Source organism: Citrobacter sp. CK199 (assembly GCF_030333285.1).
GTDB lineage: Bacteria > Pseudomonadota > Gammaproteobacteria > Enterobacterales > Enterobacteriaceae > Citrobacter_B > Citrobacter_B koseri.
This window is the reverse complement of sequence record NZ_JAOWGF010000024.1, coordinates 367,159-392,809: the sequence shown is the minus strand read 5'-3', so window position 1 is coordinate 392,809 and position 25,651 is coordinate 367,159. Positions and strand designations below refer to the sequence as shown.

Annotated in this window: 22 protein-coding genes and 1 pseudogene; 8 read left to right on the top strand and 15 right to left on the bottom strand. The window is 55.5% G+C overall.

The genetic code is table 11. The features are described from left to right. Positions 1 to 22: 22 nt before the first annotated feature. Positions 23 to 160: pseudogene (locus tag OGX75_RS21260) on the top strand (hypothetical protein); the annotation flags it as partial. On the opposite strand, the gene OGX75_RS05885 reads toward OGX75_RS21260, so the two are convergent. After that, positions 101 to 1,834, bottom strand: a complete 1,734-nt coding sequence (locus tag OGX75_RS05885; RefSeq protein WP_047463283.1) for a potassium/proton antiporter — start codon at positions 1,832 to 1,834, stop codon at positions 101 to 103. The pseudogene OGX75_RS21260 and the gene OGX75_RS05885 overlap by 60 nt on opposite strands. A gap of 96 nt (positions 1,835 to 1,930) precedes the next feature. After that, complete coding sequence (gene ldcA / locus OGX75_RS05880; RefSeq protein ID WP_115625609.1) at positions 1,931 to 2,845, bottom strand: muramoyltetrapeptide carboxypeptidase; 915 nt, start codon at positions 2,843 to 2,845, stop codon at positions 1,931 to 1,933. Between the two features lie 100 nt (positions 2,846 to 2,945). Between ldcA and emtA the strand changes: the two genes are divergently transcribed. Continuing rightward, positions 2,946 to 3,557: a membrane-bound lytic murein transglycosylase EmtA gene (gene emtA, locus OGX75_RS05875; RefSeq protein ID WP_012132090.1), complete on the top strand. Its 612-nt coding sequence runs from the start codon at positions 2,946 to 2,948 to the stop codon at positions 3,555 to 3,557. 12 nt (positions 3,558 to 3,569) lie between these two features. Here emtA and ycgR read toward each other — a convergent pair whose 3' ends face one another. Continuing rightward, positions 3,570 to 4,304: a flagellar brake protein YcgR gene (gene ycgR / locus OGX75_RS05870; RefSeq protein WP_286451262.1), complete on the bottom strand. Its 735-nt coding sequence runs from the start codon at positions 4,302 to 4,304 to the stop codon at positions 3,570 to 3,572. A gap of 203 nt (positions 4,305 to 4,507) precedes the next feature. On the opposite strand from ycgR, the gene OGX75_RS05865 reads away from it, so the two are divergent. After that, on the top strand, positions 4,508 to 4,762 hold the full coding sequence (locus OGX75_RS05865) for a GlsB/YeaQ/YmgE family stress response membrane protein (RefSeq protein WP_012132092.1): 255 nt from the start codon (positions 4,508 to 4,510) through the stop codon (positions 4,760 to 4,762). A 276-nt stretch (positions 4,763 to 5,038) separates the two neighbouring features. Then, complete coding sequence (locus OGX75_RS05860; RefSeq protein ID WP_012132094.1) at positions 5,039 to 7,153, top strand: TonB-dependent siderophore receptor; 2,115 nt, start codon at positions 5,039 to 5,041, stop codon at positions 7,151 to 7,153. Between the two features lie 55 nt (positions 7,154 to 7,208). On the opposite strand, the gene OGX75_RS05855 is transcribed toward OGX75_RS05860, so the two are convergent. The 12 genes from OGX75_RS05855 to OGX75_RS05800 form a co-directional block, all read right to left on the bottom strand. Beyond that, a complete protein-coding gene (locus OGX75_RS05855; protein ID WP_012132095.1) occupies positions 7,209 to 9,179 on the bottom strand; it encodes a TonB-dependent receptor plug domain-containing protein in 1,971 nt (656 codons plus the stop codon). Positions 9,180 to 9,202: 23 nt separating this feature from the next. Beyond that, on the bottom strand, positions 9,203 to 10,060 hold the full coding sequence (gene modD, locus OGX75_RS05850; RefSeq protein ID WP_286451263.1) for a ModD protein: 858 nt from the start codon (positions 10,058 to 10,060) through the stop codon (positions 9,203 to 9,205). Next, entirely contained in the window at positions 10,057 to 10,869 is an 813-nt protein-coding gene (locus OGX75_RS05845) for a class I SAM-dependent methyltransferase (RefSeq protein WP_012132097.1), read from the bottom strand. The genes modD and OGX75_RS05845 overlap by 4 nt, the downstream gene beginning before the upstream one ends. 9 nt (positions 10,870 to 10,878) lie before the next feature. Then, on the bottom strand, positions 10,879 to 11,637 hold the full coding sequence (locus OGX75_RS05840) for an ABC transporter ATP-binding protein (protein WP_012132098.1): 759 nt from the start codon (positions 11,635 to 11,637) through the stop codon (positions 10,879 to 10,881). Beyond that, positions 11,634 to 12,593 (bottom strand): FecCD family ABC transporter permease, encoded by a 960-nt coding sequence (locus OGX75_RS05835; protein WP_370906253.1) that lies wholly within the window; start codon positions 12,591 to 12,593, stop codon positions 11,634 to 11,636. Before OGX75_RS05835 ends, OGX75_RS05840 begins: the two co-directional genes overlap by 4 nt. Positions 12,594 to 12,619: 26 nt before the next feature. Further along, positions 12,620 to 13,642, bottom strand: coding sequence for an ABC transporter substrate-binding protein (locus OGX75_RS05830; RefSeq protein WP_286451264.1), 1,023 nt, complete (start codon positions 13,640 to 13,642; stop codon positions 12,620 to 12,622). 203 nt (positions 13,643 to 13,845) lie between these two features. Beyond that, complete coding sequence (locus OGX75_RS05825; protein ID WP_115609235.1) at positions 13,846 to 15,558, bottom strand: alpha,alpha-trehalase; 1,713 nt, start codon at positions 15,556 to 15,558, stop codon at positions 13,846 to 13,848. Between the two features lie 199 nt (positions 15,559 to 15,757). Then, on the bottom strand, positions 15,758 to 17,191 hold the full coding sequence (gene dhaM / locus OGX75_RS05820) for a dihydroxyacetone kinase phosphoryl donor subunit DhaM (RefSeq protein WP_286451265.1): 1,434 nt from the start codon (positions 17,189 to 17,191) through the stop codon (positions 15,758 to 15,760). Between the two features lie 10 nt (positions 17,192 to 17,201). Beyond that, positions 17,202 to 17,834, bottom strand: coding sequence for a dihydroxyacetone kinase subunit DhaL (gene dhaL, locus OGX75_RS05815; RefSeq protein WP_012132103.1), 633 nt, complete (start codon positions 17,832 to 17,834; stop codon positions 17,202 to 17,204). 11 nt (positions 17,835 to 17,845) lie between these two features. After that, complete coding sequence (gene dhaK, locus OGX75_RS05810) at positions 17,846 to 18,916, bottom strand: dihydroxyacetone kinase subunit DhaK (protein WP_047463312.1); 1,071 nt, start codon at positions 18,914 to 18,916, stop codon at positions 17,846 to 17,848. 242 nt (positions 18,917 to 19,158) lie between these two features. Then, positions 19,159 to 19,791 (bottom strand): winged helix-turn-helix transcriptional regulator, encoded by a 633-nt coding sequence (locus OGX75_RS05805; protein WP_012132105.1) that lies wholly within the window; start codon positions 19,789 to 19,791, stop codon positions 19,159 to 19,161. A gap of 72 nt (positions 19,792 to 19,863) precedes the next feature. Then, on the bottom strand, positions 19,864 to 20,526 hold the full coding sequence (locus OGX75_RS05800; RefSeq protein WP_024130277.1) for a winged helix-turn-helix transcriptional regulator: 663 nt from the start codon (positions 20,524 to 20,526) through the stop codon (positions 19,864 to 19,866). A gap of 377 nt (positions 20,527 to 20,903) precedes the next feature. Between OGX75_RS05800 and OGX75_RS05795 the strand changes: the two genes are divergently transcribed. Genes OGX75_RS05795 through OGX75_RS05780 form a run of 4 tightly spaced genes read left to right on the top strand, consistent with a single transcriptional unit; the run spans position 20,904 to position 25,637 of the window. After that, positions 20,904 to 21,434: a fimbrial protein gene (locus tag OGX75_RS05795; protein WP_024130278.1), complete on the top strand. Its 531-nt coding sequence runs from the start codon at positions 20,904 to 20,906 to the stop codon at positions 21,432 to 21,434. Between the two features lie 51 nt (positions 21,435 to 21,485). Next, positions 21,486 to 22,163: a fimbrial biogenesis chaperone gene (locus tag OGX75_RS05790; RefSeq protein ID WP_047463318.1), complete on the top strand. Its 678-nt coding sequence runs from the start codon at positions 21,486 to 21,488 to the stop codon at positions 22,161 to 22,163. A gap of 25 nt (positions 22,164 to 22,188) precedes the next feature. After that, entirely contained in the window at positions 22,189 to 24,675 is a 2,487-nt protein-coding gene (locus tag OGX75_RS05785; protein ID WP_286451266.1) for a fimbria/pilus outer membrane usher protein, read from the top strand. A gap of 29 nt (positions 24,676 to 24,704) precedes the next feature. Further along, positions 24,705 to 25,637: a fimbrial protein gene (locus OGX75_RS05780; RefSeq protein WP_200090687.1), complete on the top strand. Its 933-nt coding sequence runs from the start codon at positions 24,705 to 24,707 to the stop codon at positions 25,635 to 25,637. The last annotated feature ends 14 nt before the right edge of the window (positions 25,638 to 25,651 follow it).

Sequence of the window (25,651 nt, the reverse complement as noted above, 5' to 3'; positions counted from 1 at the left end):
TTGTGGCGCCGTAGGATGGCGCTTGTGCTTATCCGGCCTACAGAGGGCAGAGTGTAGGCCGGATAAGGCGTGTCAACGCCGCCATCCGGCAGCGTCTCCATTATTCCATTTCATCCCCCGCGACGCGAACCCCGACCTTACGCACGGCGTTGTCTTCTTTCTCTGCGACCGTCCAGATCATGCCGGCAAACTCCACCTGGTCGCCCACAACCGGCGCGGCACCCAGCAACTGCTGTACGATTTCCCCCAGCGTCTGCTGTTTATCGCGATATTCCGTTCCCTCGTCCAGACCGTAAATCAGGGCGACGTCAGCAAATTTCGCATTGGCTTCGAGAATAAAATCGCCGAAAAAACGCTGATCCAGCGCGACCGGCGGCGACTGGCTGAACAGTTTGCCCAGCGCCGGAAGGTCGCGCTCACGTCCGATAACGCACAGAACGTCGCCTTCGCGTAAACGGGTGCTTCCGGTCGGGTGGAACAGCACGTTGTCGCGAAACAGGGCGGCGATGCGGGTCTCCTGCGGCATATGCAGATCGCGCAGTGCGGCGCCGACGCACCACTTATCTTCACTCAACTGGTAGACAAACTGCTCCCAGGGGTTTTCCGGGTGAATATCCAGCCCGATACGCGAAACCGGCCAGCCGACGGGAGGCACCACCACTTTGGCTTTTTTGGCCGCCCAGGTCAGGGACGTTCCCTGGAACAGCAGCGATATCAGCACCACAAAGAATGCGACATTAAAAAACAGTCGGGCATTCTCCAGCCCGGCCATCATCGGAAAAACCGCCAGGATGATAGGCACGGCGCCACGCAGCCCCACCCAACTGATGAAGATCCGCTCACGCAGATTAAAGCCCCGAAACGGCAGCAGGCCCGCGAAAACGGAGAGTGGGCGAGCCACCAGAATCATCCAGACTGACAGCACCAGCGCCGGAACGGCGATAGGCAGCAGATCGGATGGCGTAACGAGCAGTCCCAGCACGAGGAACATGGCGATTTGCGCCAGCCAGGCCAGGCCGTCAAAGTTTTGCAGGATGCCAAACCGGTTGCGGATAGGGCGGTTGCCCAGCAGGAATCCACACAGGTAAACGGCCAGAATGCCGCTGCCTTCCAGCGCGGTGGTCACGGCGAAAACGAGAATTCCCCCGCTCAGCGCCAGCAGCGGATATAACCCGGTGGGCAAGGCAATCCGGTTAATCATTTGCTGAAGCAGATATCCGCCGCCTAACCCCAGCATGATCCCCAGTCCAAACTGCTGGATGATATCGAGCACGAAAAGCCAGCTCAGGCCGGTCTCATGTTTCTGAATCATCTCTATCAGCGTGATGGTCAGGAAAACCGCCATCGGGTCGTTACTCCCGGATTCGATTTCCAGCGTCGAACCGACGCGTTCGTTAAGCCCTTTACCACCCAGCAGAGAAAAAACGGCAGCCGCATCCGTTGAACCGACAATGGCGCCAATCAGCAACCCTTCGATGAGATTCAAATGAAAGAGCCAGGCGGCCATCATGCCGGTGAGACCGGAGGTAATCAGTACCCCTACCGTCGCGAGCGAGAGCGCCGGGCCCAGGGCGACGCGAAAGGAGCTGGCCTGGGTACGCATCCCGCCATCCAGCAGAATAATTGCCAGCGCGAGGTTACTCACCATGTACGCGAAAGGATAATTGTCAAACGGGATACCGCCAACGCCATCAACACCCGCGAGCATGCCAATCGCGAGAAAGATAACCAGAATAGGGATGCCAAGACGAGATGAGAATGAACTTAATAAGATACTACAGGTTACGAGGACTGAACCTAAAATGAAAAGACTAATAATGGCTGCGGCATCCAACGTTATGTTACTCCTGAATTACGCTGTTTCTAATAATAAACCCTAACATAATAACGACAGAAACAGCGTTTTACTTAGCCCAGGCGACGGCTTTTTTTATGATTTGAGGACAGGATGGCCGGAGAGTGTGAGTTGGCTGCCATTTTCGCCATTTTTTAGCACCGCGTGGGCGCCGAGCGGCAGCGTAACGGTGCGTTGCTCATGACCAAAATCCAGACCGGTCACGACGGGGATGGAGAGACGGGAACGCAGAAACGCGTAAACCGCGTCAAGATCGTAACCGGCATCGTAATCATTCGGCGCGCTACCGCTGAAACTGCCCAATATCAGCGCGTTCTGCCGGGTCAGAATCCCCGCGTGATACAGTTGCAGAAGCATTCGCTCAACGCGGAAAGGATGCTCGTTAATATCCTCCAGCACCAGTACGCCATTTTCAATGGCGGGCATCCACGGGGTGCCGATAAGGGAGACCAGCATGGCCAGATTGCCGCCCCACAGCGTGCCTTCCGTTTCACATGTCGGGCCGTTACCTTGCCACTCCACCGTGAACTGCGCGTTGCACAAGGCCCGCCAGAAATGGCGCTCGGTGAAGGTGTTCATCTCCTCCGCGCCGAAATTCGCCGCCAGCATGGGGCCGCTAAACGTTATCACCTTGCCCAGCGCCAGCAGGGCGGACTGAATCACCGTAAAATCGCTGTGGCCGCAGATCAGCAGCGGGTTCGCCTGTTGCCGTGCGATGAGCGCCTGCCAGTCAATGCTCTCCAGCAGACGACTGGCGCCGTAACCGCCGCGAACCGGCATCACAATGGTATCGGGCGTCGTCAGGCGGGCGAGGCCGTTAACATCCGCCAGACGCTCGGCGTCTGAACCGGCAAAACGCTGGTCACGGCGGCCAATGACGGCGGCGTTATCCACCTGGTGGCCAGATTCGATCAGCCGTTGTACGCCGCGTAAAGCCGCTTGCTGATTGATGCAGTAACCCGATGGGGCGATTAAGTGAAACAGGGACATGGCAATTCCTTGCTGACATCTAAAACCAAATGTATATCATGCCGATTGAGCATGTCGTTGTCACTCGCAGCGGCGAATTCCGGCTATAAGGATAGATGACGTGAAATTGAGATGGTTTGCTTTTTTGGTTGTATTGCTGGCGGGCTGTAGTTCAAAGCAGGATTACAAGAATCCGCCCTGGAACGCCGAAGTCCCGGTTAAACGGGCAATGCAGTGGATGCCGATAAGTGAAAAAGCCGGGGAAGCCTGGGGCGTCAGCCCGCGTCTGATTACCGCGATCATCGCAATTGAATCGGGCGGTAATCCGACGGTGGTCAGTAAATCCGGGGCGGTTGGGTTAATGCAACTGAAGGCCTCGACGTCCGGGCGCGATGTTTATCGTCATATGGGCTGGAGCGGCGAACCGTCGACCAGCGAACTGAAAAACCCGGAGCGGAATATCTCGATGGGGACGGCGTACCTGAGTATTCTGGAACACGGGTCGCTGGCCGGTATTAACGATCCGCAGGTGATGCAGTACGCGCTGGTGGTCTCTTATGCCAATGGCGCGGGCGCGCTGCTGCGCACGTTCTCTTCCGATCGCAAAAAAGCGATTGAGAAAATCAACGATCTGAGCGCGGATGAGTTTTTCGAGCACGTTGCCAAAAATCATCCTGCGCCGCAGGCGCCGCGTTATATCTGGAAACTCCAGCAAGCGCTGGATGCGATGTAACCCGCACGGGGGTTATTCACGCACCTTATTGGATTTTTCCCGCGCTTCCCGTTCAAGAGAGAAAATAATCCGCTGTAATTCCCGCTCCACCGCCGGGCTGACGTTGAGAAAACGAAAGCTCAGGCGGGGAGTGGTAATCGTCTCATTTTTCCCGTCAATCACTCTGCGTTCGCTGACGGAAATAAGCTGGGCGTCAAAGTGGAAAACGCCCCATTGCCCCATGTTCAGCTCAATTTGCGAAAAGCGCATGCCTTCGGTTAATCCGGCGGGTTTTTTCTCTTCCAGCAGAGCACCCATGCCGCCCAGCGAGAGATCGAACAAGCGAAAACGTAGCGTGTTGTCGTCCGGCATTTTCGCCTGACAGTAGTAGGGGGGATGCAAAGGCGCGGAAATACGGAAATACTCCCGGCGCTGAACGAACCACAGCTCGGGCGGCAGCGCGGTAATAAATGCCGGAAGCTGCTGGTATTCGCCACGGGTGAGCTGATCCAGCATGAACTCCACTTTCGCGCCCTGCGTTTCTGCGGTAATGGTTATCTGTCTGGCGCGCTGAACGGCGATGTTTTCATAGTCCTGGCTGCCGAAATCCATCACCAGTTTTTCCGCGTTAACGTCCAGAATCTTACTGATGAACTGCCCCCCGGCCCAGGAGATGCGTAGCGGCACCTGGCTCTTGTTTAAATCTTTGAGTACGCCTAATACCGCCAACGGGTTTTGCTTCAGGAACTGCTCACTGTAGTGACTCACGCGTAATGACTCCTGGATGCCTGACAGATTATCGTTTGGTTATCGGCATGGCATGACGGAACTTAAGACAAATGGGTGAAATTTTTATCAACGCCAGCGCATAACGTCGCAGGATGAAAAGCATGGCCGGTTGATTTGCCTATACTTAAGGGACTGGCGCAAGAACGTCTTGCGCATGCTTTCACTGGAAAGAGGGCCTGAATATGGGAATTATTGCCTGGATTATTTTTGGTCTGATTGCAGGTGTTATCGCTAAGCTGATTATGCCGGGTCGCGATGGCGGTGGTTTTATACTGACCTGTATTCTCGGTATCGTTGGTGCGGTTGTCGGCGGCTGGCTGGCAACCATGTTTGGTATCGGCGGTAGCATCAGCGGGTTCAATCTTCACAGTTTCCTGGTGGCCGTCGTCGGGGCGATTGTTGTGCTCGGCGTTTTTCGCCTTCTGCGGCGCAATTAAATGAACAGAGCGGATGTGGGGATGAGTGCGTAAATCGGCGACACGCTACCCAGGCGTGTTTTCCGTTCACTTGATGCCCATTATCGCTCTGGCGCATTATCAGTCGTGAACGTGTCAGGGGAGGCGTCTTCCCGGCACGTTTACGGGGATTCAACAGACGTCAGAACAATCTGTATTCCTGAGCAACGCCTGGCCGGATTAACGGCGAAAGCTGGCTTGATTTGTGAATAAAAATGAGAATAATTGTCATTCCATTTCACATATAATAATTTGCTCATGAAAACAACTCATCGTTTCACATTACGCGCGCTCTCTGGATGTATCACCTTAGCCCTGACTGTCCCGTCTTATGCTGAAGAGGCAAAAGAGTCGACCATTGTGGTCACTGCCGCCGGGCAGGAGAGCCTTCTTCCGGCCTGGACCAACAGCGCCACCAAATCCGCCGTGCCGGAAAGCAAAACGCCGCAGGTGATCAACACCATCGACAGGCAGGAGATTGAGCAACGCCACGCCAACTCGGTGAATGAAATTCTGCGCTACGCGCCGGGCGTGTCAACGGAAGTTCGCGGTAATACCTCCTATATGAGCGAATATAAGATTCGCGGTTTTACGGTGGATCAGGAGTATTACAACGGCCTGCAACTGCCGTACAACGTGACCGGGAATACCAAAGCGCGTATTGATCCGCTGCTGATTGAAAGCGTGGATATTCTGAAAGGCCCGGCCTCGGTGCTGTACGGCAATGGCTCGCCGGGTGGACTGGTAAACATCCAGAGTAAAAAACCGCAGGCGGAACAGAAAACGGAAGTGGGCTTCAACACCGGCACCCGTAATCTGAAAGAGGGGTATCTGGATTCAACCGGGCAAATCAGCGACAGCGACTGGAACTACCGTTTACTCGGCAAGGCGACGGAAGGGGATGATCAACCGCATACCTCCCGCTATGAAAACTATCTGGTTGCCCCGTCCGTTACCTGGCAACCGGACAACAAAACGCGTCTGACGATTGATGCGCTGGCGCAGAATACACCGTCGCTGTCGCCTTCCAACCCGCTGCCCATTTCTTATCTGCGTTCAGAGTATGCGGGGCGCCGTGATTTTGCCGGAGATGAGTGGAGCGGCTTTAAGCAGCGTCAATGGATGCTGGGTTACAGCTTTGAACACCAGTTTGACAGCGGCTGGGGCTTCAATCAGAAAGCGCGCTACTTTGATGTGGATACCCACCAGCGCAGCGTCTACTCCACCGGAAATACGGGGAATCCGGTCTGGGAGTTGAACCGGTTTGCCTACACGACCGATGAAGACCTGAAAAGTTTTAACATCGACAACCAGGTTACGAAAACGGTAGTGTCAGGCGACTGGCAGCACCATCTGCTGGCAGGCTTCGATTACCAGAAGCTCGACAGCCATTACTTCTACCGCTATGCCAGCAGCACGCCGGGGATCGACATGCGCCACCCGAACTATCGTCAGATTCATACCGACGATTTAGGGCTGAGTACTGCGCAGAATAACCGTCTCTCTTATCAGCAGAATGGTTATTATCTTCAGGATCAGATTGCGTTTGGCGGCCTGAACCTGCTGGCGAGCGTGCGTTACGATGACTATCGTTCCGCCACGACCGACTATCTGCAAAACGGCGATAAAACCTGGATTTCACAGGATCGCGTCACCAAACGTTTCGGTGCGTTATATGCGTTTGAAAATGGGATCTCTCCATTTATCAGCTATTCCGAAGGCTTTAAGCCGATCTCGCCGCAAGGGACTCTGACCTCGAAAGAGGTGAAGCCGACCACCAGCAAGCAGGTTGAGGGCGGGGTGAAATACCTGCTGGCGGAATACGCGACCACCTTTACCGCATCGGTGTTTAATATCCGCCAGAAAAATGTGCTTTCCGCCACGCCGACCTGGGATTACCGTCAGACCGGCGAGATTGAGTCAAAAGGGGCCGAACTGTCGATTGTCAGCCGTCCGGCGGATAACGTCACGCTGATCGCCAACTATGCCTATACCCATGCGATCAACACGGAAGATGAAACGTATGAAGGCAAACGTCCGACTCAGGTGCCGGAAAACGCGTTTAACCTGTGGGGCGATTACACCTTTGATAATACGCCGCTGCGCGGGCTGAACGTTGGCGCGGGCGTCCGTTATACCGGGCCGATGGAGATCTCGCCAGCTAACGACAAAGGCAAACTCGGCGGCACGACGCAGTATGATATGGCCGTCTCTTACCGTCTGGGAGAGGCGATCCCATCGTTGAGCGGGGTGACGCTGAAGGCCAGCGCGCAGAATATTACCAACAAAGAGACGTTTAGCTGTTACGACGACAACAACTGCTGGATTGGTCGCGACCGCACCGTTCAGGTTGGCGCCAGCTACAGCTTCTGATAGTAACCCGGCCTGCAATTGCGCAGGCCGGGTTCGTTTTCATTCGGTGGAACAATCAGAACTTATATTCCACCCCGGCCCAGAAATTACGGCCTTCCTCGATAAACCCTTCGCTGTAGGCATACTTCGTATCGAACAGGTTGTTCACGGACGCGTTGACGCTAAAACCGTAGCCCACCGCATAATCCGCGCGGATATGGGTAATGGCAAATCCGCCCGCTTTCTGTGAACCGTCTGAATTGCTGTAGCTGGAGGAACGCGCTTCTTCTGACAGCGTAACACTCAGCGGTTCCCACGGTTTGAGCGTCATCCATGCGGTGAGCGTCTGCGTTGGCAAATCGGTGATTTCACCGATTTCATCACGCTTGACGTCCGCGTGGATCAGCCCGTAGCTCAGCCCGACATCCAGCATTTCAGACACATTGCCTTTGATTCCGGCATCCAGACCGGTGTAATCCACCCGGCCGCTATTGCGGTTCTGGATCGTATCGGCATCAATGTTGTGCGACAGGATTGCGTCGGTTACGCGGTTATAGTACACGCTGACCTCGAATCCCCAGTCGCGGGTCAGCGAACCGTTCCAGGTCAGATCCACGCTGCGGGCGCGTTCGGGTTTTAACTGCGGGTTGACGATGGCCACCTGGTTATACGCCGGTTTCGACGTGGTATACCGCTCTTTGAGCGTCGGGAAACGCGTCCGGTCAGAGTAAGAGAGCGCCAGCGTGTCCTCGTTTGCGAAGTGGTATTTGGTCATGACCTGCCAGTTAAACGCCGACTGGTTGTTGTCGTCGTAGTGGGTTACGCTGCCGTCTTTTTCGTGCTTCATCCCTTCCAGACTGTCACGCCAGTCATAGCTAATACCGGCCACGACATCCACATTATCGGCGGCGGCCCACTGGTATTCGCTGGCTAACGACCAGGTGCGGTCTTCATAGCGATCGTATGCCGCATGCGGCGCGCCTTTTTCACGGTGGACGTCATCTTTCCAGTTAACGGCGAACGAGAGCAGATCGTTTTCACGCATTTCGGCGGCGAGTTGTAACCCTGCGCCATCGCTGTAATCAGAATAGTGGCTATAGCTGCCTTTCTTGTTTTTCAGGTCGGCAAGGGAGTTGTACATCATCAGCGTGTTTTCAAAGGTGTCGCGATAAAGCCGGCTTTTCAGCGTGAAGCGATCGCCCAGATGCGTGGTGCCCTGATAGTAATAACTCTCTTTATCGTATTGCGGCCACTGCCAGTAGCGCGACTTCTGGCTGCTGGTGCCTGCGTATGGCGGGTTGTCCTTTTCACCGTCCTGGTTGATATAGGTCAGGGTGTACTCGTCATTTTCGCGCGGCGTGAAGCCCAGCTTAACAATGCCCCGTTTATCATCTGCCGACGAGTTGATCATTTTCCCGTTGCTGCCTGCAATGGCGTTGTCCACCCCGTGCGGCAGACCCAGGAAATCCTGCTTCAACTGACTACCACTGACTTGCAGATAACCCAGCTCATTACTGGCGCCAAACGAGGCGTGCATATCGTGGGCGTTATCTTTGCTCCGGCTCCATCCCTGGCGATAACCGATGCTCCCTTCGAGAGGTTTTGTCGGTTTTTTGGTGGTGATGTTGATCGCGCCACCCATCTGATTAGGGCCTTGCAACAGCGATGAGTAGCCTTTGGACACCTCAACGGAGGCAATGTCCGAGGTGAGGAAGCGCCCTAAGTCGAGGTTGCCGTCGTAAGGGATGTAAACCGGCACGCCGTCGAAAAAGATCGGAACCTGGCGGCTGTCAAAACCGCGAACTTTGACCTGCTGTTCGTTGCGGTTGCCTGATTTTTGCAACGCCACGCCGGGGATGACGCTTAATGCCTGCGCCACATTCTGCTTATCCAGATCCTGCATGGTTTGTTGACCAAGCACCGTGGTGGTCGCCGCAGAGGCGGGGCTCGACCAGACGGTCATGGTGTCGCTTTCTTGCCCAGCAAACGCATTATGCGCAAAAGCTACCGATAATGCCGTGTAAAGACAACTCTGAGTGAATTTCATTGTTTTTATTCCATTTATCAATGTTATATGTCACTTTCGTCCGGGTTCAGGATGACGTTGATATCCATCGGTGGTGCGTAGTACGGTGCGGATGTAATAAAGAGCCTGATACCACAGTCGAGATAACTCGCCAGAGTGGCGAGGTTGATGCCGCCAGTCAGCGCCAGCGTGCAATGGGGGGCCAGTGAAGGCGCCGCCCGGGCCACCTCCGCCGCCTGATGTGGGGTAAATTTGTCGAGTTGCAAAACGTCGGGGCCTGCGCGGAGCGCTTCAAGGGCTTCCTCTGGGGTGTCTGCTTCGACGACGATCTTTTTTTCCGGGGCATGACGGCGCAACTGCGAAATGGCCCCGGCCCAGTCGTTACCGGGGGCGAGAAAGCGTCGGTGATTTGCAAACAGCAGCACGGTCTCCGCGCACCCGGCGCGGTGAATGATTCCACCTGCGGCGAGCACCGCCTGTGCGGCTAGCAGCCGGGTGCCGGGAATGGCTTTACGCGTGCAGGCTATTTGCCCGTCGGGGTAACGGCTATGCAGGATGTGAAGCATGCTGTCGAGATAGTGTGAAACGCCGCAGCTCCACTCCAGTACGTTTTGTACGGCCTTCCAGCCCTGGTGCAGCGCCGCCGCATTCCCGCTGACGCTGATCAATCGTTGACCGGCTGCGGCGCGCTCGCCGTCGTTCATCTGCTCCAGGACGGTCAGCCCCAGCGACTGCAACATTTGTCTGGCCACGGCAATGCCGCTCACGCAGCCGCCCTGGCGATGGCGGAAGGTCATGCGGCCTGGCAGATTGCCGATGTCCAGAGCGCGCGTGGTCAGGTCGCCTCCCTGAATATCCTCCAGCAGCAATGCGTCCGTCTGTGCGTGTGAGAAGTAGATCATTTCAGCGCCTTTTGTGGAATGCTGTCCCACCAGATCAGCGCCCAGTCCCGGCTGGCCGGGGCAAGGGCGCTGGCATCCTGCTGTTGATACCAGCGGTACAGACGTTCACGCTCTTCATCGCTGATGTCGCCCATGCTCCAGCGAACGTTTTCAGCAAAGCGTTCCCAGGTGCTGTTGTCCTGCTGGCAGTTCTGCCCACGGATAAAATCGACATGGGCGCAGATCCCCATCTGGTACAGGACATTGAGGGCATAAATATAGTTAGGCAGCTCGATAACCTCGCGACCCAACGCGCGCTGGATAGTGGGGGAAACAAAAGAGGAACTGACCAGGTGCGTGGTATAGACGCGCAGCCGCGCCTGGTTGTTGAGTTTTGTCATCGCCTGGCGCATATCCGCAACGAGCGTTGAGCGGGAGGCAACGGCGATATCGCAGCGCGGGAGATCGCTCCAGTCCTCTTCCCAGGCACGTTGCACCCAGTGAACATGGGTTGCCCGTTGCTCTGTCGCGCGACGGGCGGCAACGCGCAGCATTCCGGGGCTGTAATCCACGCCGCAGATATGCGGTATTTTGCCCGCCAACGCCAGCGAGACGGTGCCAGGGCCGCAGCCCATATCAAACAGCGAGTTCACGCCCTGCAAATCCATTTTCTCCATCAGCTGTTGCAGGTAGGTGTCCGTCGGCGACGCGCAGTTTTCTGCCATTTTCTCTGCCCGTTTATCCCAATGGTCGGGCGTTTTTTCCGTTCGTTTCGCCTGCAACAGCTGCTGGCGGTAGAGGTCTGCAAAATCAATGTCATCAATGAGCATGGCTGTCCCTTATTGCTGATCGCCAAAAAGATGGCGGTGGATTTGTGTGGGCGAGACCCGATAAAGCGCGGCCAGATTGTCGGCAGCGAGCTGGCGCTCTGGCGCGCCTTGCGATACCTGGCCGTCGGACTCCACGCGCACGACGCTGTCGGCTATCGCCCTGGCATGGAGCGGATGATGGGTTGACATCAGTAGCGCCATCCCCGTTTTTTTCAGTGTCACCAGTGTGTCGAGCAGGCGGATCTGGTGACCAAAGTCGAGGCTGGAGGCGGGTTCATCCAGCAGTAGCAGGCGAGGGCGTTGCGCCAGGGCGCGGGCGATCAGCACCAGTTGACGCTCTCCGCCGCTCAGGGTGTTCCAGCGTCGGTGCGCCAGATGGACGATTTCAAGCGCGGCGAGCTGCTGGTGGGCAATCTCTCGCTCCCTGGCGCCGGGAACGGCGAATGCCGCCATTTTCGGCGTCAGCCCCATCATCACCATATCCAGAGCGGTGAAGGCGAACGCGCCGTCGTGCGCCTGTGGCACCCAGGCAATGGCGCTGGCGCGCTCCCGGTCAGAAAAACGCTGCACCGCCACGCCATCAAGCAGGATGTCGCCGCTGATCAAGGGGAGAACGCCAAGAATGGTGCGCATCAGCGTGGTCTTGCCGCTGCCGTTTGCGCCGAGTAAACAGCAAATTTCTCCCGCCGGTACGGTAAAAGAGACGTCGCGCAAAACCGGGCGTCGGGCGTATCCCAGGTTGGCGTGGTGAACCGTCAGTCGTGTCATTGGCGTCCTCCGCGCAGCAGAAGCAGCAAAAAGAAAGGGGCGCCGATAAATGCGGTGAGGATCCCCAGCGGAATCTCCGTACTGCTGATTGCGCGCGCGAGCGTGTCGGTCAGCAGCAGTAAAATGGCGCCAGCGCCCATTGAGACAGGAAGCAACTGCTGGTGGTTATTGCCGGTGAGCAACCTGCCGATATGCGGCACGACTAAGCCTATCCAGCCGATAATCCCGGCAATCGCCACCGTGCTGGCGGTGATGAGCGTCGCGCAGACAATCAGCGCGAGCCGAAGGCGGGTAACGTTGATGCCCAGGGAACGGGCTTCATCATCTGAAAGCGTCAGTAAATTCATACGCCAGCGCAGTAGCAGCAAAGGGATGGCGCCGAACAGAATCAGCGGCGCCGAGAAACAAAGATCATGCAGCGTGATGGTAGAGAGTCCGCCGAGTAACCAGAAGGTGATGGAAGGCAACTGGGTATAGGGATCGGCCAGCGTTTTTATCAGGGAAATTCCCGCGCCGCACAGCGTGCCGAGCGCGATACCTACCAGCACAAGGGTTAATACGGGGTCGTGACGTGTCACCCGACGGGTAATCAGCCAGACGCCAGCAACCACCAGCAGACCGCCGCCGAACGCGTAGAGCTGGATAAACAAAATCGGCAGGCCCAGCAAAATCGCCGTACATGCGCCTAAACCCGCTCCGGCGGCAACGCCGAGAATATCCGGGGAGACAAGCGGATTGCGAAACATCCCCTGATACGTCGTGCCCGCGCCCGCCAGCGCAGCGCCCAGCAGCAGCGCGGCGAGAATGCGGGGGAGGCGGATCTGCCAGAACACGATTTGATCCTGTGTCGGCACCGTGTCATGGCTGAAGATCATCGCCAGCACCTGCCGGGCATCGAGGTGATAAGCGCCCGATACGCTGGCAAAGGCAATACAGAGAAGGGCAATCCCCAGCATCAGGACAGAAAGGGTGGTCGTTCTCATCAGATGATCGCCCACTGTTGATACTGTTCGTCAGTCAGCGACGTATGCCAGAACAGGCGCGCATAACGCACCATATCGTCTTTAAAATGTTGATTAACGTTCGGGTCCAGCCAGGCATGCAACCGGCGCAGCCCGAGTAAACGGTTAATGCCCGGCGGCGCATCCAGCCAGCCAAACGGCAGACCGCTCAGGAAAAGAATGCGCTTGTCCGCAACCGCCTTAACGCCTTGCCAGACGGGGTCGTGACGCAGGTAGTGCGCCGTGGTGGCATCCTGTACCAGAATGATGTCGGGCTGCCAGGTGAGTAAGTTTTCCATAGAGACCTGGGCCAGTCCGCTTCGTCCGGGGATTCGCGCTACGTTGTGTAATCCCAGCAACTCTGCCGCTTCCGTATGCAGCGATCCCTGTAATCCTGTCTCCAGACCTCGGGCGCCCCGCGCCGCATAAAAACGAATACCGGCAGCAGGCGTGTGGGAAAACGCGAGCGCTTGCGCAATGAAGCGCTGAGCCAGCGCCGCCTGAGCGGCAGTACGCGCCTCCATTCCCAGCGCTTGTCCTGCGGCTTGCAGTTGTTCCGGCGTTTGCCGCAGTTCACCGTTAATCAGCAGCCACGGAATCCGGGTCTGAGCGCTGACCTGGCGCGCCTGCGAAAGCCAGGTTTCATCGGCGTTGCCGCAATCCACTACCAGATCGGGATGCAGGGCCAGCAGTCCTTCCAGAGACAACGTGCTGGCGCGCCCCGCCAGCCTGCCCAGTTTGGGCAACGCCCGAATGGACTCGGGGAAGGGAATCGCCGCCTGGCGCGAGAAATCAAAAGAGGAGAAACCCACCAGCTTTTCCGGCGCGACGGCCAGCAGTAACACATCGGCGGGCGCACCGGCGCTCACCACGCGGCGAATAATATTGCCTTCCGGCGGGCGGCCAATAGCAAACGTCAGCGGTGTCTGCGCAATGCCAGGGAGGTGGCGAAACAGCAGCGCAGAGGCCATTGCCTGAGCGAATCTCCGTCTTGTGAGCGGCATTGTTTTCATCCTGAAATGGTTAAAAAATCGCTATATGTTTACATATATAACGTTAAAAAACTTGTTCAGTATCAAATTCTCACCGATGAAAAGGGGGTCTAACCCTTAAGAGCTATGAGGGGCAGAGATGAACGCGCGGCATTGCCAGGAAGAAAAATCCGCGACGGCGCGCGGATTTTTGTCAGCATGATGGTCGGGTCACATTACGGCGTGGTTTCAACCTGTTTTTGCGGCGCAGGCTGGGAAGCGCCTGGCGCTGCGGGGCGAGTGGCCGGTACGCTGTCGCACGGTTTCTCTTTTGGACAGATCAGGTCGAGCATTTTTAACGTCACGCCGTTGGTCCAGCCGAAACCATCCTGAAGAGGGTATTCTCCACCGCCGCCGCCGGTTCCCGTACTGCTGACGTCATATTTCTCAACCAGCTTTTGTTCGCGGTCGTAGGTATGCTGAACGTTGGTGAGGAAGCGCCAGGTGACATCCATCGCGACGTTGTCCTGCCCGTAATTCTGCAACCCCTCGGTCGCCACCCACTGTAACGGCGCCCAGCCATTGGGGGCGTCCCATTGCTGCCCGCTTTTCACCGAGGTGGTGGAAAGTCCGCCAGGCTGCAACAGGTGCGCCTGGGTCGCGGCAGCCACTTTGCTGGCGCGATCTTTCGCCGCCGCGTTGACATACAGCGGGAACAGCGTGGCCGCCGTCAGTTGGTTACGCACCTTTTTGCTCTTCAGATCGTAGTCGGCATACCAGCCTTCCTGATTGTTCCACAGGTGCGTTTCAATGCCTTTCTGACGGGCGCTGGCGAGCGCTTCATACTGGTTCGCGTTGGCGTCATCGCCTGCCGCTTTGCTGGCGCGCGCCAGCATTTTCTCCAGTTTATACAGCAGGGCGTTGAGATCGACAGGGACGATGCTGGTGGTGCGAATGGTGCTCAGCTGATTCGGGTCGTCCATCCAGCGCGAGCTGAAATCCCAGCCCGATGCGGCGGCAGATCGCAGGTCGCGATAAATCTCGGTTGCCGGGCGGTTCGGGTTGCTCTTCGCGGTGGTGATATCTTCCATCCACGACTCCGGTCGCGGCGTGTCCCGGTCATCCCAGTAGCGGTTCAGGACGGTGCCGTCATCCAGTTTCACCACGCGCTTATTCTGCTCGCCGGGCTGGAGATTCTCCACGCCCTCCATCCAGTAGGCATACTCTTTTTGCAGCTGTGGCAGGTATTTTTTCAGGGCGTCGTCGCCCTCATGCTGCGCCAGCAATTCCACCATAAATGCGAAGAAAGGCGGCTGCGAGCGGCTCAGATAGTAGGTACGGTTGCCGTTGGGGATATGCCCCCAGGAGTCCAGTTCATAGCCGAAATTCGCCACCATATCGGCGACCTTATCCCAGTGATCGCTTTCGGCAAGTCCCAGCATGGTAAAATAGCTATCCCAATAATAGACTTCCCGGAAACGTCCGCCAGGCACCACATACGGTTCCGGCAGCGGCAATAACGAATCCCATTTTCCGGCGCTCTCCGTTGTGCGGGTCAACACGGGCCACAGGCCGTCAATATGTTCACGCAGCGACTGTCCTTCCGGCGGAACGTATTTTTCCCCTTCTTTGGGCAGCGTAAAGTTCACATCAACAAAGTGACGCAAATCGAAGCCTGACTGGTTTCGTTGCATCCGGTAATCCGCGAGGATCATCAGCGGATCGCTGTTAGGCACGGCATCGGCGAACGTTTTCTGGTCGGGGAACAGTTTGGCGCTCTGCACGTCATTAAACAGCGGCCCCAGCAGAATATCCGGGGGCTGCGGAGGACTGGCTGGCTGTTCCTCAGCATGCGCCGAGAGCGACGCAAATGTCAGCAGGGTGCCTGCAACGGTCAGTTTTATGGCGAAAGAGAGCGTGCCGGAATGGCGAAGCGCAGGTGTTATCATCAATATTCTCCTTAACGGCGTGCCGCAGTCAGCGGCATGAACCATGACAAAACCTTAGTCCAGGATTGTCATGTGCGCGTGATCGAACCGCTATTTTGGGAACTGGTAAACATTTCCCGTTATCGCCGGTTGAAGCGTGGGGATGAGCGCGGTGATGCGACAGCGCGCCCTCAGAAGAGGACGCGCGATGGGAGAGCGGTCAGTCAGAAAAGAGAATGCGCTGTGCCGCGAGATCCAGCGTAATCGACTCGCCGGTGCTCAGGGCATATACCGCTTCCCCTTGCTGACAAAGCCAGCCGATCCCCATTTCACGGGCGATGATTGCCGAATGTGATTCATTGCTGCCTGCGCTCAGGCAGATCCCTTTAACCGTCTGTGGGTCGAACTGCAACACGGTGGACGGGAAGATATTTTCTGCCGCCACGATAGTCGGGCGCGTGAATACCGGCAAGCGCGCGTTTATTCCGCTCAGGTGCCTCAGCGTCCGATGGAGAATATCGTCGATATCGATATAGCGGGCCTGCAAATAGGCGTCGTCGAGCTGTCGGTACTGATCGCGGAGATCGTCCAGCACGCTGCGCCACGCCGTTTCCGCCCGACACGGTTTATCACGCATCACCTCACACGCCATCTCGTACAGCTCGGGGTCATCCAGCAGCGTGTGATGCCCGGAAAAAATCGCCGCCAGATCGGCGGAGTATTTCTCTTCCGCCAGCGTGGTCAGCGCGTTGAGATCGTCCAGCGTCTGACGAATCGCCGTTTGCAGGCGCTGCTGCTCTTCCGGCAAATTGACGGTCGTCGGATTCGCGACGTCCGGTGCAGCGGGGGAATAGCAGAACACCACGCCGGAGACCTGCGCGGGGAGCTGACGCGCCGTGCTGCTGGCTGGCGTCTCCTCCACGGACTCGCCAAAGTTTTCCGCCGCCAGCTGTTTGAATGCCGCCAGCGCCTCGTCGGCCTGTTCTCCTTTGGCGATCAGGCGCAGAGTATCGTTGCAGCGCACCTGTAATAACGCTATCTGATTCAGGCTGTCCGGCGTCACGCATTTGCCATTTTTCTCCAGTAGCATGTCGGCCCGAAACCCCGACAACGTGGAGACCAGCCGCGATGCCGGACGAACATGCAGCCCGTTTGGATTTTTCACCACAACAGAAATGGAGTGGGCGTCGTTATCCTGAAATGCTGGTTTTGTGGCGACGCCCCCGGTTTGAGTGGGTGACGGTAAACCTAGTTGTTCACGCTTGGCGTCCAGCGCGCTCATGGCGTCATTGATGACTTTATCAATACCGGCGCCCATTGCCGCGCTGACCGTCGCCGCCAGCGTGCCTTCTACCAGCGGCGCCGCGCATAAGCGGACTTTCGCCGCAATCGCCGGGTCGAGCAAATCCAGGGCGGTTTCGGCGCTCAATAATGCGCTGCCCATATCCATCATGACCAGGATATGGTCCGCATCAGCCACGGATTCGATGGCTTCCATCACCTTGAGCGGATCGGTGCCAATCGGATTTTGTGGGTCGTCGATACCGGCTGCAATCGCGAGTTTACAACCATCGCCGATTAACATCTGCCGGGCTAACTGCCCGACGCCTTCACCCAGCAGGGCGCTGTGCGAAACAATGACCAGGTTTACCATCGCGTTATCCTTACTCTTTTGCCGCTGCCGCCAGCATTTGCATCATGAACATCACGGAGGTTGCGCCCGGGTCCTGATGGCCGATGCTGCGCTCGCCAAGATAGCTGGCGCGCCCTTTGCGGGCCTGCATGGTGATGGTGCTCTGCGCCGCCGCTTCGGCCTGGGCGCTGGCGGCATCCAGCGCCGCCTGTACCGACAGGTGCTGTTCGCATGACTGGCGCAGCGACTCCACAACTGGCCCCCAGACGTCACACATGGTTTTATCGCCAGGCTCCGCTTTACCTCGGCTGGTCACGCCTTCCGCGCCTTCCCGCATCATCTGGTACAGCTCGTCGAGCGTCAGGCTCTGGTGCGCCTGTGTCACCTGGGCGGCGCGAATGAAGAACGTGCCGAACAGCGGGCCACTGGCGCCGCCGACGCTGGAGAGCAGCACCATCCCTGTGTTCTTCAGGATGAAGCCGATGTCTTTATCCGCAATCGCGGGTAATTTTTCGACGACTTTACTGAAGCCGCGATGCATATTCAGCCCGTGGTCGGCGTCGCCAATCTCTCTGTCCAGACCCGTCAGATAATCACTCTCTTTGGTGAAAATCTCACCGCAGCGGTAGAGCCAGTTAACAATGTGTGTTCTGTTGAGTGACATACATAATCTCCTTATTTGCCCCAGTTGAGCGCAGGCGTGTGAACCGGCGCGTCCCAGAGCGCGAGCGTTTCATCGTCCACTTTTAACAGGGTGATGGAAAAGCCGGTCATATCCAGGGAGGTGCAGTAAGAGCCGATCAGGTTGCGTTCAATGGTAATGCCGGTTTCCTGACAGCGGCTTTCAAGCCGGTTATAGACGCCGAACAGTTCAGACAGCGGCGTAGCGCCGAGGTTGTTGACCAGCGCAATGACGCGATCGCCACGCTGCAACGGCTGTTTGCTCTGCTTATCTTCCTGCCAGCTTCCCTGATGATGATCCCAGTGACGCAGCGTGCGGCTGTATGCGCCGTTTTCCAGCAGCGTGTCAAACATTTCATCGACAGTTTGATCGAGAGAAGAGAAGGGGCGACGGTCAATGCCGGGTTCGCCGTGAATTCCCACGCCAAACTCCATTTCGTTATCCTGCAATGTGAAGGACGGTTTGCCCGCCGCAGGCACGGTACAGGCATTGAGCGCGATGCCGATTGAATGCCCCTGATTATTCAGCTTACGGCCAAGCTCCGCGCAGGCTTCCAGCGTGTCACCGCGTTCTGCGGCCGCGCCTACCAGTTTTTCAATTAATACCGTATTGGCGACGCCGCGACGACCGGCGGTATAAAGGCTGTCTTTGACCGCTACATCATCATCTACCACGACGGTGGTGACTTTTACGCCGCTGTCGTGCAGCAGCTCCGTGGCGGTTTCAAAATTCAGGATGTCGCCGGTGTAATTCTTAATGATCAGTAAGACGCCTTCGCCGCCGTCAATGTGCATGGCGCACTCAAACATTTTGTCTGGCGTCGGTGAGGTAAAAATTTCGCCCGGGCAGGCGCCGGAGAGCATGCCTGGCCCAATATAGCCGCAGTGCATGGGCTCATGCCCGCTGCCGCCGCCGGAAAGCAGCGCCACTTTTCCTGCCACTGGCGCATCTGACCGGGTAACGTAGACCGGGTCCTGATGCAGCGTCAGCGTCGGGTACGCTTTTGCCAGACCAGCGAGTTGTTCGTTCAGTACCTCTTCTACACGGTTAATCAGCTTTTTCATTATTTTGCTCCGCATCTTCTGCTGTAGGGGTATCGGTTGTGTACCATGACACGGCTACCACTCACTGCCGATAACCTTATTGTGCAACAGTGAGCGGAAAAGAAAATTCGGCCATAACATGTTTCATCAACGGAACATTTATGCTTAATCACGTTTCATTATGGAACGTAAAGGCGAGGTAATCGTCAGAATTGCGATCCCGACCAACGAATGCCGCCGCTTTAAGCGTAAAAAACGGGGGGTTAGAAACGAGAAGGGAGGTGATTAATTGCGATTAATTTGCCCTGTTCCAGTTCGATATAGCCGCCTTTTTTCAGCGCTGACAGCATCTTCATCACGCTGCTGCGCGAAAGGCGGGTACGTTCAAGAATATACTGGTAGGCCGCCATCTGAGAGCGGATGCTTTCCGGCTCCTGGCTTAGCGCCTGCAACTGGTAGCACAGCAGGTCGTAAGCAGTCGGCGCTGTCGCCATTTCATTCTGGATAAACAATTTATTGGTGACGATGATCATATGCTTTGCCATGATCTCCCACAGGTGCTTGCGCTCAATGGTTTCCATCACGTCATCGAGGGGAATTGTCGCCGCTTCGCACTCTTCGAGCGCGCGAATCAGCAGTTTATCCGACAGGGCGCTGGTGAACCCCAGGGATACCGGGGCAGAAGCTATCCCCAGCAACAGACTATTTTCGATGTTCTCAATGCTTACAACGCCCGTGCGGAAAAACAGGCACTGGTGCTCGCCCCCCTGAACGAAGACAAAGCGACTTCCGCGAGGATACCGTTTGAAATCCTGTTCTGACGTGAGTGCGTTGAGCAGCGCAATTGCGTAGGGCGAAGGCTGCTTCAGTTGATTAAAGGAAGAATCCAGGGGCATGGTAGGTGTTATCCGGTCACTGTCGTTGTCATTCTATTTTAGTGGCTCTGCGTTAATGCGTGTTGAGCATAGCTAGTATTTCAGGGGAATATTCTGCTGAATTTGCTTCAGAACACCACGATCGGTCACGATGTAGCCGCCTTTTTTTAAATCGGCCAGTATCTTCATCACGCTGCTGCGCGACAGGAATGTTCTTGACTGAATATAATTTGCGGCAGTTATATTTTGTCTGAATTCATTAGACTCACGCATTAATTCATACAGCTGAGCGCGAATAATATCATAGGATGTCGGCGCTGAAATGCGCGTACAGTGGTCGTACACCCGACCGGCGGTGTAGATAAGCACCTTCGCCAGACTTTCCCAAAGATTCTCATTTGCTATAACGTCGTTAACTTTCTCCAGCGGAATAAAGGCGATCTCAGAGCACTCCTCACTGCGCATCAGCAAATATTCAGCATCAACCAGTTGATTGCTGAGGCCAAAAATAAAGGGGGCGACTTCTGAGTTAAGCATGAAGCCGTCCCGTGCTCTGAAAACCCCGATGGTTCCCTTCAGCAATAAATAACATTGATGTGGTCTATTATTTTCGTTGTTAATAATTTGTCTGCATTTTGTTTCTCGTGTGTTTGCGTGTGGCTTCAGGTGCGCAATCAGTTTTTCTACATGTTCAATTGGCTTCAGAGGCAGAGCCTTATACATACTTGATTCAATAGCTATTTTGGTTTCAGGCATGATCTGTCCTCCCATATAATAGTCTCTGTAATAGCGTAACGTCTTGCTTGAGCTAATAATTATGGTGACAGACTAAAAATAAGTGAATCCAGAACAAGGTGTAAAATTACACCAAAAAATCACTTGAGCAAATATGTGCATTTATATGAAAATTTAAATTAAGGAGAACTTAATTGACATCGCGCCTTGATTCAGGATTCAAACCGCTGACGTGATGCGGCCCGGAATGCTGAAGGGGAAATCGCATGTTATTTATCTCCTTGTCTTTACGATGATAGCCCAAAATAAGCGTTTCCCGGCAGCCCATTTCCAGAGCAGAAAATGTATGGACATTATGTCGTAACGCGATAAATAAACAGGTGTTAAGGATAGCGATGATGAAAAAAAATATGATAGCGATGGCGCTTTCCGCTGCGGCCATTTTGTCAATATCACATGCGATAGCGTATGACGGCACGGTCAAATTTGTGGGTCAGGTTCTTGATACCGCCTGTACCGTAGATATTGGCGCCAATAATACGATGACCGTTGATATGGGAAGTGTCTATAAAACAGCGTTTACCAACGCAGGGGATGAAGCGTCAACGACTAAATTTACCTTGCGTCTGATTAACTGCCCCTCTTCCGTCACGTCTGCGCGGGTGAAATTTGATGGCGTTAATCATTCGGGTAATACCGATCTGTTAGCGCTGTCCGCCGATCCTGGTTCGGCAAGCGGGGTGGCCATTCGACTGATGACGGCAGACAGAGCGCCTTTAGGCCTTAATCAGATCAATGGCTATTCCTATTCACTGTTAGATATGGTTGACAACCAACTGGATTTCTACGCCGCCTATGTCGCCACCAGCGTGCCTGTTGTGCCGGGCGTCGTGAACGCCGTAGCGAACTTCACCGTTAACTATAACTGACGAGTATATGTTGTTTGGGGGGCCGATAACCGGCCCTCTCAGAGGTTTACCATGAGAGTATTACGTGTTTGCGCCACCGCGTTGGCGCTGTTTGTTACTGGCGTTTCCAGTGTGAATGCTGGCGTTTCCATTGGCGGAACACGGGTTATTTACGATGGCGGTAAAAAAGAAGCGTCATTAAGCGTCAGTAATCCCGATAATATTCCGTATTTAATTCAGTCGTGGATCGAAACGCAAAATGACGGTAAGGCCAAAGCCCCTTTTATTATTACACCGCCGCTTTACCGGCTTGATAACGGGCAGCAAAACGTAATGCGTATTATTCGGGCGGGAAATCTGCCTGAGGATAAAGAGTCCCTGTTTTGGCTGAATATTAAATCGATACCGTCGGCCCAACGTAAGGATAATACGTTACAGATTGCGGTTAAAACACGAATAAAACTGATTTATCGGCCTGCGTTGCTGAGCAAGTCAACGCCTGAAGCGCAGCTCGGAAAGTTAAGCTGGAGCCGGAGCGGGGCGTTTATTCAGGTAAATAACCCCACGCCTTATTACGTTAATTTCAATGAAATTACCGTATCCGGTAAGAAAGTTGACAATGTAACATTTGTGGCGCCGGGGAGTACCGCCCGTTTTGCACTGCCTTCGGGCGGAAATGGCGGAAGCGTGAAATTCAGGATTATTAATGATTACGGTGGAATCAGCGAGGAGTACAGCGGTTCTGTTTAAGTAGCGACGGGTCGGAATTACGTTAATGATGATAGCCAAATATATAATTAATCCGTATCCGGCCAGGCTTGTATTGTTTATCTCCCTGGGAATATTCAGCGTGCTGAATGAGGTTCTGGGTCGGGATTACTTTAATCCGGCGCTACTGGAGCATATATCATCCGGTAGCGAGAATATCGATCTTTCTGGTTTTGAAATGGGGGGGCAGGCACAGGGCACTTACCATGTCGATATTATCCTCAACGGGCAGTTTCTGGACACGCAGGATATCGCATTTAATAAAACACCAACGCCTTCTGGTGAGGATGTGCTTGAGCCCTGCCTGTCGGGGGAAATGTTGCAACGCTATGGCGTTAACATCGCGCAGTATCCGGGTGTGCAGGGCAAAGGGGATTGCGCCGATTTGTCCGCTATTCCACAGGCTTCAAGTGAGTTCCAGTTTTCGACGCAAAAGCTGTTGTTAAGTATTCCGCAGGCGGCGTTATCTGCCAGAGCGCGGGGGGATGTCGCGCCGGAACTCTGGGATGAAGGCATTACCGCCGCGATGCTTAACTACAGTCTGAGCGGTGATAACAGTAATAGTCAGTACGCTAATTTGCGCCCCGGAATAAATATCGGCCCGTGGCGTTTGCGCAATTACACCACCTGGCGGCGCAGCGGTCAGGGCGATGAGGACTGGGATTCGATTTATACCTATGTCCAGCGCAATATCGTCCCTCTGAAAGCGCAACTGGTGCTGGGAGACAGCGCCTCTCCTGCGGATGTTTTTGACAGCATACCGTTTCGTGGCGGCCAGCTTGCGTCAGATGACGACATGCTGCCCGATTCGCTGAAGGGATATGCGCCCGTGGTACGCGGTATTGCCCGCACCAATGCGCAGATCGTCATCCGGCAAAATGGCTACCAAATCTACCAAAGTTACGTGGCCCCAGGCGCGTTTGACATTACCGACATGTTCCCCACGGGAGGCGCCGGCGATCTGGAGGTTACGGTTAAAGAGGCGGATGGCAGTGAGCAGCACTTCACCGTCCCGTTCGCATCATTACCGGTGTTACAGCGTGAAGGCCGGTTCAAATATGCGTTAACCGGCGGGCGCTATCGCTCCAGCGACAGTCGTGTGGAACAAACCGATTTCGGCCAGGGAACCGCGATTTATGGTTTGCCGGGCGGTTTCACGCTTTATGGCGGCGTCCAGACTTCCCGTAACTATCGGGCGATAGCGTCCGGCGTCGGTAAAAATCTGGGAACGATTGGCGCGCTTTCTGCCGACGTAATCCAGTCATGGGCGCAACCCGCTGATGGCAGCAAGACTCAGGGGCAATCCTGGCGTGTGCGCTATAGCAAAAATAGCGTCGCGACAGGAACAAACTTTTCGATTGCGGGTTACCGATATTCAACGCGCGGTTACTACGGTATGCAGGACACTTTCGATACGTATGGCGGTAGTTCCGGGCAGATAACGAAACGACGTAACCGTATGGAAGCCAACGTCAACCAGTCCCTGGGCGCGGGTGGCGGATCGTTGGCGTTAAGCGCGGTACAGGAGGACTACTGGCATACCGGAAAACCGATGCAGTCGTGGAGCGTGGGGTATCACAATGCCTGGAACGGCGTGAGCTATAGCGTCGCCTGGACGCTGAGTAAAAACGGCAGCGGCGATCGTTATGATAAAGACCAACAGCTGGCGCTGAATATCAGCATTCCGCTGGATCGCTTTATGAGCAATACCTGGGCCAGTTATGGCATGAATGCCAGCAGCGGGAAGGGCGCGACTCATAGCACAGGGCTGAGTGGAACGGCGCTGGCTGGCAACGCGCTGAACTGGAATATTCAGCAAGGTTACGGCACGGATGATGTGGGGTATACCGGTAGTCTGAGCGCGGATTATAAGGGTACTTACGCCGATGTTAGCGGGGGGTATCGTTACGATCGCCACTCGCAGCGCGTGAATTACGCTCTCGCGGGGGGCGTGCTGGCATATGCCGATGGCGTAACGTTCTCTCAGCCTTTGGGGGAAACCAACGTGCTGATTGGCGCGCCTGGCGCATCGGGGGTCGGGATTAAAAATCAGAGCGGCGTACGAACTGATTTTCGTGGCTACACCGTTTCCGCCAATGTTTCACCGTATCGCAAAAACGATATCGGCCTGGATACGGCATCCGTTGCGGACGATGTTGAACTGGCGCTTACCAACAAAACCGTTGTGCCGACCCGTGGCGCGGTCGTGAGGGCGGACTATGTCGCTAATGTTGGGCTGCGCGTGCTGTTGACGTTGACCAGGCCCCACGGTTCGACGGTGCCGTTTGGGGCGATGGTGACGTTAAAAGGCGCGCAAGAACAACAATTTATTGTCGGTGACGAGGGGCAGGTTTATTTAAGCGGCATGCCGCCGGAAGGGACGCTGAATGTGGTCTGGGGACGTGACGGCGAGCAGCGCTGCACGGCAAATTATTCATTAACCGCAGCAGAGAACTACAGCGGCGTTAGCGTGACCGGCTCTCTTTGCCGCTAAGTGGGCTGACCTCTCGTGAGAATCTGACAATGAAACGAACTTATCTCTTATTCAGTTTACTGATGCTTTTTTCAGGGCTCAGCGTTGCCGATGACTGTACCGTGAATACGACATTATTTAATACCGTCTCAATGGGGAATATTGTCGTGCAGCGAGATGCGCCGGTAGGGGCAGAAATCGCCCGCGCCAGGGTCTCCGGGTATGCCAAATTGTTGGTCACGGCGCCTGGCGGTGCCGTCTATTGCAACGGCGCTTATGCGATCAATTACCTGTCAGCGACGCCTTCGCCGATAAATCATGTTTACAACACCAATCTGAAAGGGGTGGGAATCAGGCTATCCATTCCCGCAGGGGATTTTGTGCTGCCGTCAAATGGCGCCAGCTATATCTATAACCTCGGTAACTATGACGTGATGCTGATTAAAACAGCAACGATCCAATCGGGATATTTGACGCCGGGAGTGGTTGCACAGGGATGGTTTGGTACGCCGGATCATTCTTTTATGCAGATTTCAATGGGCGCCGATACCCAGGTGACGGCGCTTGCATGTTCGTTTTCCAGCCAGATTCTTAATTTTCAGCTCGGTGATATTAATGCCGCCGAGTTCACCGGCCAGCCCGGAGCCGTGCTGTCGCACAGCGATACGCAAAATCTGGGGCTGAACTGCGATCCGGGGGCGAATATCAATGTTGAACTGGCGGGAACGCAAAACCCTGACGCACCGGCTGACACCAGCGTTCTGGCGCTGACCGGGCAGGGTAGCTCCGAAACGGCAGACGGCGTGGGAGTCCAGATAGTTTATAACGATGTGCCGCTGCAACTGAATAACCGCATCGTATTGAAAAAATCCGCAGGCGGGCAGGAGACATTTCCGCTGGTGGCGCGTTATTACCAGACGAAAAGCCAGGTGAAGCCGGGCAGCGCGAATGCCACCGCCACGTTGAATATTACCTACCAATAACCCAAGGAAAAAGT

Bases quoted from the DNA above. Each gene is read 5' to 3' on its own strand.
- ldcA (WP_115625609.1), bottom strand. From the start codon at position 2,845: ATGTCCCTGTTTCACTTAATCGCCCCATCGGGTTACTGCATCAATCAG.
- OGX75_RS05865 (WP_012132092.1), top strand. From the start codon at position 4,508: ATGGGAATTATTGCCTGGATTATTTTTGGTCTGATTGCAGGTGTTATC.
- OGX75_RS05860 (WP_012132094.1), top strand. From the start codon at position 5,039: ATGAAAACAACTCATCGTTTCACATTACGCGCGCTCTCTGGATGTATC.
- OGX75_RS05855 (WP_012132095.1), bottom strand. From the start codon at position 9,179: ATGAAATTCACTCAGAGTTGTCTTTACACGGCATTATCGGTAGCTTTT.
- modD (WP_286451263.1), bottom strand. From the start codon at position 10,060: ATGATCTACTTCTCACACGCACAGACGGACGCATTGCTGCTGGAGGAT.
- OGX75_RS05845 (WP_012132097.1), bottom strand. From the start codon at position 10,869: ATGCTCATTGATGACATTGATTTTGCAGACCTCTACCGCCAGCAGCTG.
- OGX75_RS05840 (WP_012132098.1), bottom strand. From the start codon at position 11,637: ATGACACGACTGACGGTTCACCACGCCAACCTGGGATACGCCCGACGC.
- OGX75_RS05835 (WP_370906253.1), bottom strand. From the start codon at position 12,593: ATGCTGGGGATTGCCCTTCTCTGTATTGCCTTTGCCAGCGTATCGGGC.
- OGX75_RS05830 (WP_286451264.1), bottom strand. From the start codon at position 13,642: ATGCCGCTCACAAGACGGAGATTCGCTCAGGCAATGGCCTCTGCGCTG.
- OGX75_RS05825 (WP_115609235.1), bottom strand. From the start codon at position 15,558: ATGATAACACCTGCGCTTCGCCATTCCGGCACGCTCTCTTTCGCCATA.
- dhaM (WP_286451265.1), bottom strand. From the start codon at position 17,191: ATGGTAAACCTGGTCATTGTTTCGCACAGCGCCCTGCTGGGTGAAGGC.
- dhaL (WP_012132103.1), bottom strand. From the start codon at position 17,834: ATGTCACTCAACAGAACACACATTGTTAACTGGCTCTACCGCTGCGGT.
- dhaK (WP_047463312.1), bottom strand. From the start codon at position 18,916: ATGAAAAAGCTGATTAACCGTGTAGAAGAGGTACTGAACGAACAACTC.
- OGX75_RS05805 (WP_012132105.1), bottom strand. From the start codon at position 19,791: ATGCCCCTGGATTCTTCCTTTAATCAACTGAAGCAGCCTTCGCCCTAC.
- OGX75_RS05800 (WP_024130277.1), bottom strand. From the start codon at position 20,526: ATGCCTGAAACCAAAATAGCTATTGAATCAAGTATGTATAAGGCTCTG.
- OGX75_RS05795 (WP_024130278.1), top strand. From the start codon at position 20,904: ATGAAAAAAAATATGATAGCGATGGCGCTTTCCGCTGCGGCCATTTTG.
- OGX75_RS05790 (WP_047463318.1), top strand. From the start codon at position 21,486: ATGAGAGTATTACGTGTTTGCGCCACCGCGTTGGCGCTGTTTGTTACT.
- OGX75_RS05785 (WP_286451266.1), top strand. From the start codon at position 22,189: ATGATGATAGCCAAATATATAATTAATCCGTATCCGGCCAGGCTTGTA.
- OGX75_RS05780 (WP_200090687.1), top strand. From the start codon at position 24,705: ATGAAACGAACTTATCTCTTATTCAGTTTACTGATGCTTTTTTCAGGG.